The 17,013-nt window shown below is 36.1% G+C and carries 13 protein-coding genes; 8 read left to right on the top strand and 5 right to left on the bottom strand.

All coding sequences use genetic code 11. The annotated features are described in order from the left end of the window. Positions 1-4: 4 nt before the first annotated feature. From AC5SR4_RS16190 to AC5SR4_RS16180, 3 genes are all read right to left on the bottom strand, one after another. Positions 5-3,328, bottom strand: a complete 3,324-nt coding sequence (locus AC5SR4_RS16190) for a transglutaminase family protein (protein ID WP_495357320.1) — start codon at positions 3,326-3,328, stop codon at positions 5-7. A 303-nt stretch (positions 3,329-3,631) separates the two neighbouring features. Next, positions 3,632-4,636 (bottom strand): sugar kinase, encoded by a 1,005-nt coding sequence (locus AC5SR4_RS16185; protein WP_495357319.1) that lies wholly within the window; start codon positions 4,634-4,636, stop codon positions 3,632-3,634. Positions 4,637-4,765: 129 nt separating this feature from the next. Then, on the bottom strand, positions 4,766-5,803 hold the full coding sequence (locus AC5SR4_RS16180; protein ID WP_495357318.1) for a GMP reductase: 1,038 nt from the start codon (positions 5,801-5,803) through the stop codon (positions 4,766-4,768). Between the two features lie 146 nt (positions 5,804-5,949). On the opposite strand from AC5SR4_RS16180, the gene AC5SR4_RS16175 reads away from it, so the two are divergent. After that, the gene (locus tag AC5SR4_RS16175; protein WP_495357317.1) at positions 5,950-7,365 is read left to right on the top strand and encodes an ATP-binding protein; all 1,416 of its coding nucleotides are present in this window, start codon (positions 5,950-5,952) and stop codon (positions 7,363-7,365) included. Between the two features lie 10 nt (positions 7,366-7,375). Here the strand turns inward: AC5SR4_RS16175 and AC5SR4_RS16170 are convergent, their stop codons facing one another. Beyond that, entirely contained in the window at positions 7,376-7,756 is a 381-nt protein-coding gene (locus tag AC5SR4_RS16170; protein WP_495357316.1) for a Rid family detoxifying hydrolase, read from the bottom strand. Between the two features lie 78 nt (positions 7,757-7,834). Next, the gene (locus AC5SR4_RS16165) at positions 7,835-10,585 is read right to left on the bottom strand and encodes a putative LPS assembly protein LptD (protein ID WP_495357315.1); all 2,751 of its coding nucleotides are present in this window, start codon (positions 10,583-10,585) and stop codon (positions 7,835-7,837) included. A gap of 151 nt (positions 10,586-10,736) precedes the next feature. Here AC5SR4_RS16165 and AC5SR4_RS16160 point away from each other — a divergent pair, with 151 nt between their 5' ends. The 7 genes from AC5SR4_RS16160 (at position 10,737) to AC5SR4_RS16130 (ending at position 17,013) form a co-directional block, all read left to right on the top strand. After that, positions 10,737-11,849 carry an N-acetylmuramoyl-L-alanine amidase family protein gene (locus tag AC5SR4_RS16160; RefSeq protein WP_495357314.1) on the top strand — a complete coding sequence of 371 codons (1,113 nt, stop codon included), beginning with the start codon at positions 10,737-10,739 and terminating at the stop codon, positions 11,847-11,849. Between the two features lie 51 nt (positions 11,850-11,900). Then, complete coding sequence (locus tag AC5SR4_RS16155) at positions 11,901-12,824, top strand: MlaD family protein (protein ID WP_495357313.1); 924 nt, start codon at positions 11,901-11,903, stop codon at positions 12,822-12,824. Positions 12,825-12,839: 15 nt separating this feature from the next. Further along, positions 12,840-14,147, top strand: a complete 1,308-nt coding sequence (locus tag AC5SR4_RS16150) for a 4Fe-4S dicluster domain-containing protein (RefSeq protein ID WP_495357312.1) — start codon at positions 12,840-12,842, stop codon at positions 14,145-14,147. 10 nt (positions 14,148-14,157) lie between these two features. Beyond that, entirely contained in the window at positions 14,158-14,949 is a 792-nt protein-coding gene (locus AC5SR4_RS16145; RefSeq protein WP_495357311.1) for a (Fe-S)-binding protein, read from the top strand. Positions 14,950-14,976: 27 nt separating this feature from the next. Next, positions 14,977-15,462, top strand: a complete 486-nt coding sequence (locus AC5SR4_RS16140; RefSeq protein WP_495357310.1) for an ABC transporter ATPase — start codon at positions 14,977-14,979, stop codon at positions 15,460-15,462. Positions 15,463-15,590: 128 nt separating this feature from the next. After that, positions 15,591-16,031: a thioredoxin family protein gene (locus AC5SR4_RS16135; RefSeq protein WP_495357309.1), complete on the top strand. Its 441-nt coding sequence runs from the start codon at positions 15,591-15,593 to the stop codon at positions 16,029-16,031. Continuing rightward, positions 16,027-17,013: an FAD:protein FMN transferase gene (locus AC5SR4_RS16130; protein ID WP_495359202.1), complete on the top strand. Its 987-nt coding sequence runs from the start codon at positions 16,027-16,029 to the stop codon at positions 17,011-17,013. Before AC5SR4_RS16135 ends, AC5SR4_RS16130 begins: the two co-directional genes overlap by 5 nt.

Here is a 17,013-nt window from a genome sequence, read left to right as displayed (position 1 = left end):
TAAATTATTTTTTCCGCAAATCTAATGTATTTGGGAATTCAAAATTAGTTGGAAGTACTTTATATCTGAATTTTTTTAAACCGCCCTGTTGTTTAACACTTTTGCTAGAGCTATCAATATCTTGAGAAATGTTCTCTACATCGCCTTGTGAGTGCCCAAACTCCCAAAAACGATTAATTCTTCTAGACTCTGCCTCAAAGCTGTTTACAGGATGTGTATCATATGACCGACCACCAGGATGTGATACAAAATAGGTGCATCCACCAATAGAACGTCGGTTCCAGGTATCCACAATATCAAACACAAGTGGAGTGTCTACATCTATAGTTGGGTGCAGTGCAGAGTAGGGGTTCCAAGCTTTATATCTTACCCCAGCAACATATTGTTCTTTTACCGATGTACTTTTTAAATCTACTTTAATGCCATTGCAAGTTAGCACATAACGTTCGTTATTAAAATTAGAAACTTTAACCTGTAGGCGTTCTACGGACGAGTCTACATACCGGGCTGTACCTGTACCTGTAGCTTCTTCGCCTAGAACATTCCAAGGCTCAATGCCGGCTCTGAGTTCTAAGTGGATGTTATTGATTTCTACCATACCATGAAGCGGAAACCTAAATTCAAAAAATGGATCAAACCAATCTTCTTTAAACCTGTAGCCTGCTTTGTTGAGTTGTGCAACAATATCCTTTATGTCTTCCCTAACAAAATGTTCTATAAGGAATTTATCATGCAGTTCTGTACCCCAACGCACGAGTTTATGTTCATATGGTTTTTTCCAGAACCATGCAATAAGGGTTCTTACCAATAAGTTTTGCATTAAGCTCATTTGTGGGTGTGGGGGCATATCAAAAGCCCGCAGTTCTAAAATACCCAACCTTCCAGAGGAAGAATCGGGAGAGTATAGTTTGTCAATACAAAATTCGGCACGGTGTGTATTACCTGTTAGGTCTGTTAACAAATGACGAAAAAGCCTATCAGTTAACCAAAAGGGTACTTTACCTTTTTTGGGTATTTGGTTAAAGGCTATTTCCAATTCGTAAAGGTTTTCCATTCTGGCTTCATCAATTCTTGGAGCCTGACTAGTGGCTCCAACAAAGGCTCCAGAAAACAAGTACGAAAGCCCTGGGTGGTGTTGCCAAAATGTTAATAGGCTTCGTAGCAGACTAGGTTTTCGTAGTAACGGACTATCAGAAGGTGTAATGCCACCAAGTGTTACGTGGTTGCCACCACCGGTACCAGTGTGTTTGCCGTCTAGCATAAACTTTTCGGTGCCCAATCGCGCTTTTTTTGCTTCTTCGTAAAGGGTTAAAGTGTTGTGAGTGAGTTCTTCCCAGTTTTTAGCAGGGTGCACGTTTACCTCAATAACACCTGGGTCTGGAGTTACTTTTAGAGCTTCCAACCTGTAGTCTTTAGGAGGGTCGTAGCCTTCTAAAACAATAGGAATGGCAAGCTCTTTGGCAGTAGCTTCAATAGAAGCCATTAAGTCTAAAAATATTTCGACACTATCCAATGGTGGTAAAAACAGGTGTAGTTTGCCATCTCTAACTTCTGTACAAATAGCTGTTCTAATAAAATAATTGGTTTTGGTATTTTTTAAACCATGGTCTTTAACCTCTTTGACCCGCTTAGAAACAATTCGTTTGTAGCTTGGCAAGGATTTTTTATTGGAAAAGTGATCTGGCTGGTATATAGGAAACTCTTCATACTCGGGTTTTTCTAATAAGGAATCAAGTGGTAACCGCAAACCAACAGGAGAGTTACCGGGAATTAAGAACAAATGCTCTCTTCTAAAATCCCAATGACACGTGTACCAATCACCCCTAGAATTGTTTAAAGGTAATACATAACCAACAGCTTTAGAAGTCCCTTCTTTTAAAATTTCCTGAAGTTTGTCTTTAACCAGCATATTACCATTTTCTTTTGTAGGATCTACATCCAGCGGTATTTTACCTTCTTGCCACAGAAAATAGAAACTGTCTTCATAAGTGGGCCTGATGGTACTATCGGTTATGCCCAAATACTTGGTAAGTGTTTTTAGGAATTTTTTATCGGCATTTTTGGGTGTTTTTGGGTTGTTGGAAAACAACGAAAATAGGGTTTTATCATGCCAAATATTTTTACCATCCTTGCGCCAACATATTTCTATTTGCCATCTTGGCAAGGGCTCTCCAGGGTACCATTTGCCTTGAGCTTGGTGTAAAACGCCCCCTTTGCCAAATGCTTCATATAATCTCCCCGAAAGGTTTTTGGCTAGGTCTCTTTTATGTTCACCATCGGCTTCGGTATTCCATTCTGGTGCTTCCATATCGTCTATAGATACAAAGGTAGGTTCACCTCCCATGGTAAGCCTTACATCTCCTTTTTCCAATTGTTTTTCAACTTTATGACCTAATTTGTATATGGCATTCCATTGCTCTTCTGTATAGGGTTTGGTAACTCTTGGTGATTCAAAAATGCGTTTTACTGAATTTTCAAATTCAAATTCAGTTTCACAAACATCAGTCATCCCCGATACAGGTGCGGCACTTTCAAAAGAAGGGGTACAGGCCAGCGGAATGTGTCCTTCACCTGCCAATAACCCAGAGGTGGCATCAAAACCTATCCATCCAGCACCCGGTATATATACTTCTGCCCAGGCATGCAAGTCTGTAAAATCCTCTTCAGGTCCAGAGGGGCCATCTAGTGATTTTTCATCAGATTTTAGTTGTACTAGGTAACCAGAAACAAAACGGGCACCAAACCCTAAATGGCGAAGTGCCTGTACAAAAAGCCAGGCAAAATCCCTACAAGAACCATTTTTCTTTTCCAGAGTTTCTTCACAGCTCTGTACACCTGGTTCCATACGAATGTTGTAGCTTAAGTATTCATATATTTTTCGGTTTATATCAATTAAAAAGTAAATGGTTTTTCTAGGAGTACGATCTATAGTCTTAAGAAATCCCTGCAACAAGGGCCCATGATCTGTAATCTCTAAATAGGGTAATAGTTCCTTTTTGGTGCCTTCTTCATATTGAAACGGATACTCTTCGGCATATTTTTCAACAAAAAAGTCAAAAGGGTTTATTGTTTTTAAATCTGCTATAATTTCAACATCTACAGAAAGCTCTGTAGTTTTTTCGGGGAAAACAAGTCTTGCAATATAGTTTCCAAATGGGTCTTGTTGCCAGTTAAAGAAGTGATTTTCGGGTTTTATTTTAATGGAGTATGCCTCTATGGGTGTTCTGCTATGTGGTGCAGGACGGAGCCTGAAAATATGAGGAGATAAAGATACAGAACGGTCGTACTTATATTTGGTTTTATGTGAGATTACAATTTTTAATGCCATTTACAATACTTTTATTAGTACAATTTAAGTGTTTTTTATTTGAAATAAAGTGGTTGTAATTAAAATAATTAAAGAATATAAAATACATATTTTTTATCATTTTAAATTGATGTGTTAATAAAAATTGTGTTATTTCTTTTTGTTTCTCGTAATGAGAGTATTGTACTATTGTTTATGGATGGTAGTTATGTGGCAGGGGTATCTTTAGGTGAAACTATGGCGCCATAATTTTCCTTAAGGCTACCCTTGATTTAATATGTATCTGGATCTTTATATGTATAGTGTAAAGGGAATTAGTTTTGCCTAGCGTTTTACCCTACCAGAAGTATTGCCTTCTAAAATACCAGTAACTTCATCAACGGTGGCATAATTTACATCACCCTCATAAGTATGCTTAAGTGCACAGGCAGCACTGGCAAACTCCATAGATTTATAATCATCAAATGTTTGGAGTCCATAAATTAAACCAGCAGCAAAGGCATCGCCTGTACCAATTCTATCTATAATGTGAGTAATGTCGAAATCAATCGTTTCTCTAAATTCTTTGCCATTCCACATTCGAGCCCTTATTTTATGCCATGAGGCATTAATCGATGTCCTAATTTTGTCAAACACCTTTTCAATGTTGGGAAATCGTTCCATAAGTTTTTTACTGGCTTCAATGAAATCTTCGTTAGAGTAGTTGTAGTTGGTTTCTAGAACTTCATTTATTTCATTAATGCCACCTATGAATATAGTGGAATAGGATATGAGGTCAGACAGTACTTCTTTGGGTTTCTCTCCATATTTCCAAAGTCCGTTACGGTAGGTAGGGTCGGCTGAAACGGGAATACCTTTTTCTTTAGCAATTATTAGTCCTGCCTTAAGCGTATCGTAACCTCCTTGGCATAGGGCAGGTGTAATACCCGTCCAATGTACCCATTTGGCTTTTCCCAGAATTTTTTCCCAATCTACCATATCGGGGCGAATATCAGAGAAAGAAGAATGGGATCTGTTATATGAAATAGCACTCGGACGCATAACAGCACCTACCTCTAAAAAATAAACCCCTAATGGTTTGTTAGAACGTACAATGGCTGATGTGCTTACCCCAAATTTTTGGAGGTAGGAAATGGCTGTGTCACCAACAAAATCATTAGAAACACAGCTTATATGTTTTACTTTACCCCCAAAATTGGCAATGGAAATGCCTACATTGGCTTCGGTGCCTCCAAAATAAAATTCCAATAGGTTGGCCTGCATAAATTTTTTGTTGCCTTCTGGAGACAGGCGCATTAAAACTTCACCGAATGTAATTATTTGTTTCATTTTTTAGATTTTAGACCGTTAGTTGTTAAATAAGGGCAATATAAGGTACAAGACATGAGATAAAAGACAAAATATATAAGACTTACTTGGTATAAGCATCAACAGCTGTTACTCGTTAATCTCCCCGTCTCAATCATAAACCCTGTTTTCTTGCTCATTTACTCTAATAAAGGTGGTACGTTTGGTTAATTCTTTTAAACGTCTTGCTCCAACATAGGTACAGGTACTTCTTAGGCTCCCCAAAATATCTTGTAGGGTGTTTTCAACATCGCCTTTATAGGGCACTTCAACAGTTTTGCCTTCACTGGCACGGTATTCAGCCACACCACCAATATGTTTTTTCATAGCAGTAGCAGAGCTCATACCGTAAAATTTTCTATATGGTTCGCCGTTTTTTTCTATCAATTCGCCACCACTTTCTGTATGCCCAGCTAGCATGCCACCCAGCATAACAAAATCGGCTCCTGCTCCAAAAGCTTTAGCAATATCGCCAGGTATGGTACAACCACCATCACTTATAATCTGTCCACCAAGGCCATGGGCAGCGTCGGCACATTCTATAATAGCAGAAAGTTGTGGGTAGCCAACCCCAGTTTTTATCCGTGTTGTACAAACCGAACCTGGTCCTATACCTACTTTAACAATATCGGCTCCAGAAAGCAAGAGCTCTTCTACCATTTCTCCAGTAACTACATTACCGGCAATAATAACCTTGTCTGGATAGAGTTGGCGGGTATGCTTTACAAAATCGGCAAAATGTTCTGAATAACCATTGGCTACATCAATACAAATAAATTTCAGATATGGATTGAATTTAAAGATGGTAGCTAATTTTTCTGAATCTTGACTGCTTATACCCGTGCTAACAGCCATATAGCTTTCTATACCTTTAGGTAGGTTTGTGGCAAATACATTCCAATCTGTAATTGTATAATGTTTGTGAATGGCTGTAAAAAGTTTTTTTGAGGATAAGGCCTTGGCCATTTCAAAAGTACCAACAGTATCCATATTGGCCGCCATAATAGGAATGCCTGTCCAAGTTAGCGGACTGTGTAAAAATTTAAACTCCCGTTCTAAACTAACCTCCGATCTGCTTTTTAATGTAGACCTTTTGGGCCGGATCATAACATCTTTAAACCCTAACTTTATATCATATTCTATACGCATGCGATGTTAATTTGTATTTATAAAAAACGTAAATTTTACAAGATTATAAAGTTAAAAAAACAAAACAACATATAATATTCAATTCGCTATAATACTTTTGCTATTTATTATAATTATAGATATGTTTGTTTAAGAGACTATAAGCTATGGGAATTACCTCACGTATTAGACGAATTAAAGTAAAGCAATTATTGTCGTTTGTTATTTTTGCTTCTATAGCCCTAGTTCTTTTTTTGGGGTATTGTTTTGTAGGCAATGTTATTGCCATAAAAACCATTGCTCTTATTTTCTTTGGATTAGTTATTTTGCAAATCTTTTTTTTACAATATTTCTTTAAGAACCAGTTAAAGAATGACCTTGTAAAGTCTAATCTAAACAAAAGAATTGAAGCGTTAAAAACCACTGCCGCTAATGCGAGTAGGGATGCAGACTACCAAGCGGTGTATTTGGCCAATATGAGTTACGAGATTAGAACGCCCCTTAGTACTGTTTTGGGCATGCTTAACATGTTGGATCAAACAGAATTAAATACAGACCAAAAGGCACAGGTTGAAATAGCACGATATTCTTCTAAGCACTTACTGCAACTTGTAAATACCATTACCAATAATGCGGATGTTGATGCTGGTAATGTTAGCCTAAATTTACAGCCCATGGATTTAAAATTGGACCTTAGCCATATATTCAAGGTGTTTGAATACCAAGCTTGGGAAAAGGGTTTGGCTTTCCATTTTAAGTTTTTGGTAGACAACAAACGTAAATTTTTATTGGTGGGAGATGCTATTAGAATTCAACAAGTGCTTATTAATTTAATTAGCAATGCAATTAAGTTTACCAACTCGGGCCAGATTTCTATAATTGTAGACCAAACGGTTAATATTGATGATGACCAAATTGTAAGTTTCTATATAAAGGATACAGGTATTGGAATGCCACCAGAGGCTGTTAAGCAGATATTTAATACCACAAAACTATTTAATACTCCTTCGGGAAGGGATTATAGGAGTAGTGGTATAGGGCTTTCTATTTCATACCAACTAGTAAAATTAATGGGTGGAGAATTAAAACTGGAAAGTAAGGAACAAGAGGGTACTACCTTTTACTTTAGTTTACAGTTGAAAAAAACACTTAATGTTAAAGCCGACGAAGAAGCCTATAACCCTGTATTGGTAGAAAAGTTTAATGTGCTTGTTGCAGAAGATAACAGGATGAACCAAAAAGCCATTAAATTTTTATTGGAACAGCAGGGGGCAGACTGTACGTTTGTTAAAAATGGATTGGAAGCTGTAGAGTTGTATAAGATACTGGATTTTGACATGGTTTTTATGGACATATATATGCCAGATATGGATGGTTATGAAGCCACCAAAGCCATTAGGGAAACAGATAAGTATAAAGCCAACAAAACCCCCATTATAGCTGTTTCTGCCAGTGCTTTTAAGGAGGATATTACCAATGCCAAACTTGCTGGTATTGATGAGTTTTTGGCCAAGCCCATTGATATGGAGAGGTTAAAAAGCATCTTGATTAAGTATGCTAAAGCTAAATCACCTAATGCGTAACGGGTAGGTGTTATTTAATAGCAATCATACTAATTTCCACATTTACATTTTTTGGTAGTTTGGCCACTTGAACGGTTTCGCGTGCTGGAGCAAGATCGGCATCAAAATAGTTACCATAAACGTCATTAATTTGCGCAAAGTTATCCATGTTACTGATAAAAATACTCGATTTAACCACATTATCAAAGGTCATACCGGCAGCTTCTAAAACGACTTCTAGATTACGCATCACTTGCGAAGTTTCTGCCACTATATTATCTAAAACCAATACATTCCTCTCTGGATCTATGGCAATTTGCCCAGATATGTACAAGGTGTTATCACTTAAAATGGCCTGATTGTAAGGACCAAGAGGTGCTGGTGCTTTTGGGGTGTTAATTATTTTTTTCATTACTATATTTAGTTTATAAGTTTATCTTACCCGTTTGTGCTTTAATGGTAAATCACAAACCTTTCAGTTCCATATGTTTTATAATTGAATATCTGGTTGCTTGCGTTTTTCATACTTTAAGTCTTTTAACAAGCTGGATTTAATGCCAATGAAGAAATTCCATGAAGTTCGTGTACTAAAAGGAATCCAACTAAAGTTCATGCGCCAACTCATCAAATCCCGTTCAAAGCGTAGTTGGGTATAGGTAAATCCTGCATTCTTTAGGTCGTAACCAGACGAAGCACCTATAGACCACTTTTCTGATAATTGAATATCGCCAGAGAACATCAGGGAGTGAGAAGATATTTCGTTTTGTCGCCTAGAGTTGGAATAATTAACAGCATAGGCTATACGCAAACTCCAAGGTATTTGGTAATTGTACAACTCACTTTGTACAGCTGTATCCTCGTCTTCATCTTCATTAATTTGTTCGTTGGCAAAGTCCTCAGAAACCCCAAATAAATCATCATCACGACCACCACTACGTACGTTTTCCTCAATACCTCTTTCTTTTCTTTTATCTTTGGCTCCACCTTTGTTGGAGATGCTCCAACTGGTAGTAAGATTGGCACTAGTTAGCCTAAAAAGGCTTCCGCCATTATTTATATTGAACTTATCAATTCTGTTATTGTTGTTATCCAGGGCATAGGGGTCTAAAGTCGCCCCAAAATTCACGCTCATTTTATTGTTAAATAGTTGTGTGCCTCCGGTCATCCTAACGGAATTCCATTTTAGGGAGTCGCCTGCAAAATTATAGGATGTAGAGAAGTTAAGGTTATTGAGTAATGTCACTTTTTTAGGTTCGGTAGCTGTAGTGTCCCTATCCCGAACTTTAGCTTCAATGTTATTGGATAAGGACAGTCCCATGGAACTTGAAAAATTCTTGTTGGGTACACTAAAAACACCCTGCTCAAATCTAGTATACTCCACATCGGTGGTGGTTAAACCGTCGGCACTTATAACCTCGTAGGTATCATAATACTTATCGAACGCCGGGTTGATATTATAACTAATGGAAGGACGCATCACATGCCGAATTGCTTTAATTTTCTTATTCTGACCTTCTTTTTCAAAATTAAACATCCCGTAAATAGTCGTTCCTAAACTGGTACTAAAATTATAAGTTCTATAAGAGTCAAACCCATTAATGGTTTGAATAGAATCTTTTTGTGTGGTTTGGTTATATGACTTCTCAATAGTCTTAAAGGTCCATACCTCATTATAGTTTGTGCTGGCACTCACACTAAAGTACTTGAATAGCTTAAAGTTTGTGGTTAAAGGAATGGTATGTTGAAATCCAGCTTTGGCATCGTCAAACATTTCCTTTTTAAAGAAGAGTGAATCGGTAGTTTGAATCCTGTTTTCACCTCTCACATTATATTGTAGGTTAATGTTTTGTATGATCCCTTTTTTTGAACCTGACTTTGGTGCAAAGGGATAAACCCTGCTAACACTTCCTTGAAAGGTAGGTAGGGTCATATTTATTTGCTGTGTGTTTGTATTTTGGGAATGTGTGGCCGTTAAGCTGAAATTCACTTGAGGCTCACCCATAAATGTTTTGGAATAAGAAACAGATGATGATAGGGTGTTGTTTAAAAAGGCACCAGAGTTCACTTGGTTTAAAGAGTTTCTATAATATTTACTACTCCCCAAATTCACCGATGCCGAAAAACGGGAATTAGGACTAGCTTTAGAGTCTTGGCTGTGACTCCACCGCAGATTGTAAATGGTGTTTTTGGCATAATCGGGAAAACCCCGTTCGCTAGTAATTAAACTTTCATACCTAAACCCTAAATTACCTCTAAACTTGTATCGTTTTGCATAGGTACTCTCCAAACGCATACCATAACTCCCATTTGTATAATAATCGCCCAACATGGCTAAATCCACATAATCACTAATAGCTAGATAGTATCCACCATTTTGCAAAAAATAACCTCGATTGTTTTGTTCGCCAAAGGTTGGAATGATAATCCCCGATGTTTGTTTTTCAGATTGAGGGAAAAAACCAAAAGGCAAGCCAATGGGTGTAGGCACATCATATATAAATAGGTTAGCCAATCCAGTTACTATTTTTTTACCAGGCACAATTTTAGCCTTTCTTAATTTTATATAATACTCTGGGTCTTCAATATCTTCAGCAGTGGTATACTTGGCATTCTTTAAAAAGTAAACCGAATCGTTTTCCTTCTTTGTAACAGAGGCTATAACATGGCCTTCACCTTGTTCGGTTTTAGAATTATAGATAAGGGCTTTCTGGGTTTCGGTATTAAAGATGATAGAATCGGGTTCTACCACATTAGTGCCTTGTGTAAAGACAGGTTTTTGGGTATAACCCCCAACTGAATCGGTAATACCTTTGGCGTAAACGGTATTTTTGGTATAGTCTATTGTAATACTACCAGCAGCAATGTTCATATCGCCATAATCTATAGTAGCCTCGTTATATAAATAAAGTTTGTGTTCTTTTTGATTAAAACTGGAATAATCTGTGGCATGATATTTTACAATATGCTCTAGAAGCTCTTTTTTTGGTTTTATTGAATCTGTTAAAGTCGTGTCTTGAACTTTCTCAGAAATAGGAGGAACAAGCAAGCTGTCGGCCGAAACCACAACGCTATCCTTAGCAGTTCTTTTAATAGGTTTTTTTGCTGGAGGAATGTCTTGGGCAAAGCTAAACGTGTTAATAAACACTGTAAAACTTAATGCAAAAAGTATTTTAAAGTTGTTTGTGTGCAACGCTTTTAAATGTATTTTTGTAAAAGTATGGCTCGGTTTTTGAAAAGCCAAAATTACATATATTTTTCTGTGATTGATTGATAATTCAATTAAAATTTAAAATTAAACAGGTACGCATATTAATTGTTAAACAAATGCGTTTTTTATATGTCTGTATATAAGGGCACATAAAATAAAAATAGTTAAAATATTGAGTTACCACATGAAAACGAACAAAGTATTACTTTTCGTATTTTTTATACTAGCATTAACATTTTCATCCTTTGTTAATGTCGATGCTAACAATCAGCCCCACAAGTTTGTTGTGGTGTTGGATGCCGGGCATGGTGGGAAAGACCCGGGGAATTTAGGGAATGGCTATAAAGAAAAAAATATAGCTTTAAGTGTTGTCTTGAAAATAGGCGAGGAATTAAGCAAAAATCCAAACATAAAAGTTGTATACACCCGTAAAACAGATGTTTTTGTTGAATTATATGATAGGCCTAAAATTGCTAATAATGCAAATGCAGATTTGTTTGTTTCAATCCATTGTGATTCACACACAAGTCAAGCCTATGGGGCAGGTACTTTTGTTATGTCTATTGGTAAAATTTCTCAAAACCTTAGAGTTTCAAAAAATGAAAACTCAGTTATATTTCTAGAAGATAATATAGAAAAGAAATATGGAAGTTTTGACCCCAGTTCTCCTGAGTCATTAATAGGCTCATCTTTGGCTGTTGAGGAATATTTAGATCAAAGTATTCTTGCAGCTAGTTTAATACAAAAAAGATTAGTTAATAATTTAAAAAGAAAAGACAGAAAAGTAAAACAGGATGTATTTTGGGTGTTGCACGCTACTGCTATGCCTAGTGTGCTGGTGGAATTAGGGTTTTTAACAAATAACATTGAAGGCAGGTATTTAAATTCTCAAAAGGGACAAAATGAAATGGCCTCTACAATAGCTAATGCTATATTAGAGTATAAACATAATCTCGAAGGGAAATTAGGCGAGTATGTTTTTGATGACGCTACCATTGAAGACGATAATACTTCTTCTACTCAAGCCGCTCCCAGAGTCTCCTTTAAAGTACAAATAGCAGCCGGCGCAAAAGCTTTAGAGACCAAGCCTTATAATTTTAATGGACTGCAAGATGTGTCAAGATTAAAAGTGGGCAATCTATTCAAGTATTACTATGGCAATACCTTCAATTATAATCAGGCTAAGGCACTACAGCAAGAAGCTAGAAATAAGGGCTATAAGTCCTGTTTTATTGTTGCTTTTAAAGACGATAAAAAGATAACTCTTACCGAGGCATTAAAAACAACAACGAATTAAACGTGTTCTTTTTAAATTTATCTTAAATTTGTTTTTATTAAAACAATTATTTTGAAAATATCAAAAGAAGTTAAAACAGGCGTATTAGTAATTTTAGGAATTGTTCTTTTCATATTTGGTTTCAATTATCTAAAAGGAAAAAATCTATTAGAATCAACTAATGTTTATTACACTGAGTTCGATTACAATGCACTAACCAAGTCTTCTGTGGTTACCGTTAAGGGTAATACAGTTGGTAAAATTCAAGATATAGTCTACGATTATAAAACCGGCAAAACCCGAGTATCTTTTTCGGTAAATGAGGCTTTAAGGTTTTCAAAAAACAGCGTAGTTAGAATGTACGAAACTGGCTTAATGGGCGGGAATGGTCTAGCTATTATTGTTAGCGAAGAAGGTGAAATGGCTAAGCCAGGGGACTTTTTACAGTCTGAAGTAGAGTTCGGACTGGTAACAAGTTTATCAAAAAGTTTTTCTGGATTAAGTACCGATTTAAATTCAACCCTTAAATCAACAGATACGCTTATGGCAAGTTTAAACAGGCTTGTGAATGATGACTCACAAACAGGTTTAAAACAAACCATAGCCGAGCTTAACTTAACTTTAAAATCGTTTAAGAATACATCAAATTCAGTCAATAATGTTATTACCAAAAACGATGATAACATTGCTGAAATTCTTGAAAAATTTAAAACAACCAGTGAAAACTTATCTTTATTGACAGCAGAACTAAAAGAAGCTAATATCAGTACCACCGTTGCTACTTTAGATAAAACATTAAATAACTTAAACAATCTATTGGCTACTATGCAGAGTGGTGAAGGAACTATGGGGAAACTGCTTAAGGACGAAGCGCTTTACAATAACTTAGAAGGTGCTACTAAAGAAATGGAAGAATTGTTAAGGGATATTAAACTGCACCCAAAACGCTACTTTAGAATTTTATCCAAAAAGGAAATCCCATATAAAAAGGAGTAACCTAAATCATTTTAAATGCAATACTTGCCAAATATTCTGTTTGCAGCCTTACTAGTTTTAGGCATTGGTTTATTTACAAAAAATGTAAAAAAGCTTATTCGTAATATTAAGCTGGGGCATAAAGTAAATGCTACCGATAATAAATCTGAACGTTGGAAAAACATGGCCATGATTGCCCTGGGGCAAAGTAAAATGGTAAGAAGGCCCATTGCAGGTTTACTGCATATTATTGTGTATTTGGGTTTCATTATTATAAACATAGAAGTTTTAGAAATTATAATTGATGGTTTATTGGGTACCCATCGTATATTTTCATCCCTAGGTAGCCTTTATGGGTTTTTAATAGGCACTTTTGAAATATTGGCATTATTGGTATTTATTGCTGTTACGGTTTTTTGGATACGAAGAAACATTATAAAACTACAACGATTCTGGAAGCCAGAAATGACCCAATGGCCTAAAAATGATGGTAATTTCATTTTATATTTTGAAATGATATTAATGACGTTGTTTTTAGTTATGAATGCTACCGATGTGGACTTTCAAATGGCCAATTCGGGTAATGTTATCAGTCAATTTATAGCTCCATGGTTTAGCGATATGCCCAACGGTACATTGCATATTATTGAAAGGGCTGCTTGGTGGTTACATATTATAGGAATATTTATATTCTTGAATTACTTATATTTTTCAAAACATTTGCATATTTTGTTGGCATTTCCAAATACTTATTATGGTAGGCTAACGCCCAAAGGACAATTCAATAATCTAGAAGCCGTAACCAAGGAAGTGAAGATGATGATGGACCCAAATGTTGATCCATTTGCAGCCCCTGTAGAAGGTGAAGCAACCGATGTGCCTGCAAAGTTTGGTGCTAGTGATGTACAGGACCTAAACAGAATACAATTGCTCAATGCATATACTTGTACAGAATGTGGACGCTGTACCAGTGAATGCCCAGCTAACCAAACAGGAAAGAAACTATCCCCACGAAAGATTATGATGGATACCCGTGATCGCTTAGAAGAGGTGGGTAAAAGCATTGATGCCAATAAAGGCGAATTTAAGCCTGATGGCAAACAACTTTTAGATGATTATATAACGAGGGAAGAATTATGGGCTTGTACCTCATGTAATGCTTGTGTAGAAGCTTGCCCCGTTAGTATAGACCCATTATCCATTATTCTGGAAATGCGTCGTTATTTAGTTATGGAGCAAAGTGCAGCTCCCGTAGAATTAAATACTATGATGACCAATATAGAAAACAATGGTGCTCCTTGGCCATATAATCAAATGGATAGATTAAATTGGAAAAACGAATAAACGCGATAACATGAGCGAATTACTTAAAGTACCTACTATGGCAGAATTTATGGCACAAGGCAAACAGCCAGAAGTATTGTTTTGGGTTGGCTGTGCTGGAAGTTTTGATGACAGAGCAAAAAAAATAACCAAAGCATTTGTTAAACTTTTAAACAAGGCTCAAGTAGAGTTTGCTGTTTTAGGTACAGAGGAAAGTTGTACGGGCGATCCAGCCAAACGTGCCGGGAATGAATTTTTGTTTCAAATGCAAGCCGTGACTAATATTGAAGTACTTAACGCTTACGAGGTTAAAAAGATTGTAACTGCTTGTCCGCATTGCTTTAATACCATAAAGAATGAGTACCCAGAATTAGGGGGCAATTACGAAGTGATGCACCATACACAATTTTTAAAGACCTTGCTTAGTGAAGGGCGTTTAACGGTAGAGGGTGGTAAATTTAAAGGCAAGCGCATCACCTTTCATGACCCCTGTTATTTAGGGCGTGCCAATAATGTTTATGAAGCACCCCGTGATTTAATACAAAAGCTAGAAGCAGAGCTTGTAGAAATGAAAAATTGCAAACGTAATGGTCTGTGCTGTGGTGCAGGAGGCGCGCAAATGTTTAAAGAGCCAGAAAAAGGCAACAAAGATGTAAACGTAGAACGTACAGAGCAAGCTTTGAGCGTTAAGCCAGAAATTATTGCAGCTGGCTGTCCATTTTGTAATACCATGATGACCGACGGCATAAAATCAAAAGAAAAAGAGTCTGAAGTCGCTATTATGGATATTGCCGAGCTTATAGCCAATGCTCAAGACTTATAATTTTAAATAACTTATTTCAAATAAAAAATGCTAGTAGATTTTAACACATTACCAGAAGCATCCCGCATTTGGATATACCAAGCCAATCGCTCCTTTACCGAAGATGAAATAGAGGCTATAAAGTCTAAATTAAATGTTTTTATTGAAAATTGGACAGCACATGGTGGCGATTTACAAGCTGGTTACCTAATAAAGTACAAACGCTTTATTGTAATAGGTTTAAACCAAAACCTAAATAATGCTACCGGTTGTTCTATAGATGCATCGGTTCATTTTATTCAGCAATTAGAAAAGGAATATAATGTAGATTTAATGGACAAAATGAATGTATCCTATAAACAAGGTGATTATATAGCCTATAAACCACTTACAGATTTTAAGAAAATGGCAAAAGACAAAGCCGTTTCAAAAAACACCATTGTGTTCAATAATTTAGTTACTAATATTGCCGAGTTTAATGATAACTGGGAAGTTCCTGCAAGCGAGAGTTGGCACAGCCGCTTTTTAAAGTAATTTAGTATGTTCTTTTTAAAATATTTAAACAACAAACACGTTAAGTTGATTGTATTTGTAAGGTTTACGTAACCTATGTTACTTATTACATGGTAATATAATATTAGCTTTATCTTTTTAATTATTTTATGAAAAGAACAATCACCTTAAGTGCACTGCTGTTTTGTTTAAGTTTTAGTGCATTAAGTCAAAATTGGCTCACCAATTTTGAAGAAGCAAAACAAGAAGCTTCCAAAAACAATCAAAATATTATTTTAGTATTTCAAGGATCTGATTGGTGCATACCTTGTATTAAATTAGATAAGGAAATTTGGAGTTCCAAAGAATTTCAAGAACTATCAAAAAATCATTTTGTAATGATAAAGGCCGATTTTCCTAGAAAAAAAGCCAACAAATTGCCAGAAACCCTTACCCAACAAAATGCTAAACTTGCAGAAATGTATAACGAGCAAGGCTATTTCCCTTTAGTAGTAGTTTTGGACCAAAATGGTGGCGTTTTAGGGAAAATGGGTTATGAAAAGATACCACCAGCTGTGTATTTTAAAAAACTGACCACTTTTGAAAATTAAATATATCATAAGCTTTTTGTTAGTGGGTTTTGTAATGGCCACAGGTTTTTCGCAAGTGGCCTATCAAAGAACATTAAAGCTCATGGGAAGTCGCTTCGATATATCGATTGTAGCAAACACACCTGAAGTAGGAAATCAATACATCGATCTGGCCGTTGCTGAAATCTCAAGAATAGAAAAACTAATTTCATCGTGGGATTCAGACTCTCAAACATCTAAAATCATCAAGTATGCTGGGATAAAACCCGTTGTTGTAGATGATGAATTGTTTCAACTTATAAAAAGAGCCCTAAAAATTTCTGAATTAACCAGAGGGGCTTTTGATATTAGTTATGCATCTATGGATAAAGTATGGAAGTTTGATGGTAGCATGACAATGATGCCAACAGAAGAGGTTATAAAAAACTCTATAGCAAAAGTGGGTTACAAAAATATCATTTTAGATGAGGCCAACCACTCAGTGTTTTTAAAGCTAAAAGGGATGAAGATTGGTTTTGGTGCCATAGGAAAAGGCTATGCGGCCGATAAAGCTAAGAACCTACTACAAAAACAAGGAGTAACTTCAGGGATAATCAATGCTTCTGGCGATTTAAATGCTTGGGGTAAACAACCCAATGGTAAAGATTGGACGGTAGCAATTATTAATCCTTTAAATAAAAACAACGTTTTTTCATGGTTACCAGTGCATAATAGTGCAGTGGTTACATCTGGTAACTACGAAAAGTATGTAGAATTTAATGGTAAATTGTACACACATATAATCGATCCTAGAACAGGCTATCCGAGTACAGGCATTTTAAGTGCCACGGTTTTTACGGCAAATGCAGAATTGGCAGATGCACTAGCGACAGCAGTTTTTGTAATGGGTGTTGATGTTGGGTTGGATTTTATAAACCAATTAAAAGGTGTAGAATGTATTATTATAGATAAGGATAATAAGATTATTACATCAAAAGATATAAACTTAAAACAAACCAAGTAA

It is taken from the genome of Aestuariibaculum scopimerae (genome assembly GCF_059428085.1).
The sequence above is the reverse complement of the archived record's forward strand: the minus strand, read 5'-3'. Positions and strand labels throughout refer to the sequence as shown.

Excerpts from the sequence above, each read along its gene's own strand:
- AC5SR4_RS16190 (WP_495357320.1), bottom strand. The coding sequence starts at position 3,328 with ATGGCATTAAAAATTGTAATCTCACATAAAACCAAATATAAGTACGAC.
- AC5SR4_RS16185 (WP_495357319.1), bottom strand. The coding sequence starts at position 4,636 with ATGAAACAAATAATTACATTCGGTGAAGTTTTAATGCGCCTGTCTCCA.
- AC5SR4_RS16180 (WP_495357318.1), bottom strand. The coding sequence starts at position 5,803 with ATGCGTATAGAATATGATATAAAGTTAGGGTTTAAAGATGTTATGATC.
- AC5SR4_RS16175 (WP_495357317.1), top strand. The coding sequence starts at position 5,950 with ATGGGAATTACCTCACGTATTAGACGAATTAAAGTAAAGCAATTATTG.
- AC5SR4_RS16170 (WP_495357316.1), bottom strand. The coding sequence starts at position 7,756 with ATGAAAAAAATAATTAACACCCCAAAAGCACCAGCACCTCTTGGTCCT.
- AC5SR4_RS16160 (WP_495357314.1), top strand. The coding sequence starts at position 10,737 with ATGAAAACGAACAAAGTATTACTTTTCGTATTTTTTATACTAGCATTA.
- AC5SR4_RS16150 (WP_495357312.1), top strand. The coding sequence starts at position 12,840 with ATGCAATACTTGCCAAATATTCTGTTTGCAGCCTTACTAGTTTTAGGC.
- AC5SR4_RS16145 (WP_495357311.1), top strand. The coding sequence starts at position 14,158 with ATGAGCGAATTACTTAAAGTACCTACTATGGCAGAATTTATGGCACAA.
- AC5SR4_RS16140 (WP_495357310.1), top strand. The coding sequence starts at position 14,977 with ATGCTAGTAGATTTTAACACATTACCAGAAGCATCCCGCATTTGGATA.
- AC5SR4_RS16135 (WP_495357309.1), top strand. The coding sequence starts at position 15,591 with ATGAAAAGAACAATCACCTTAAGTGCACTGCTGTTTTGTTTAAGTTTT.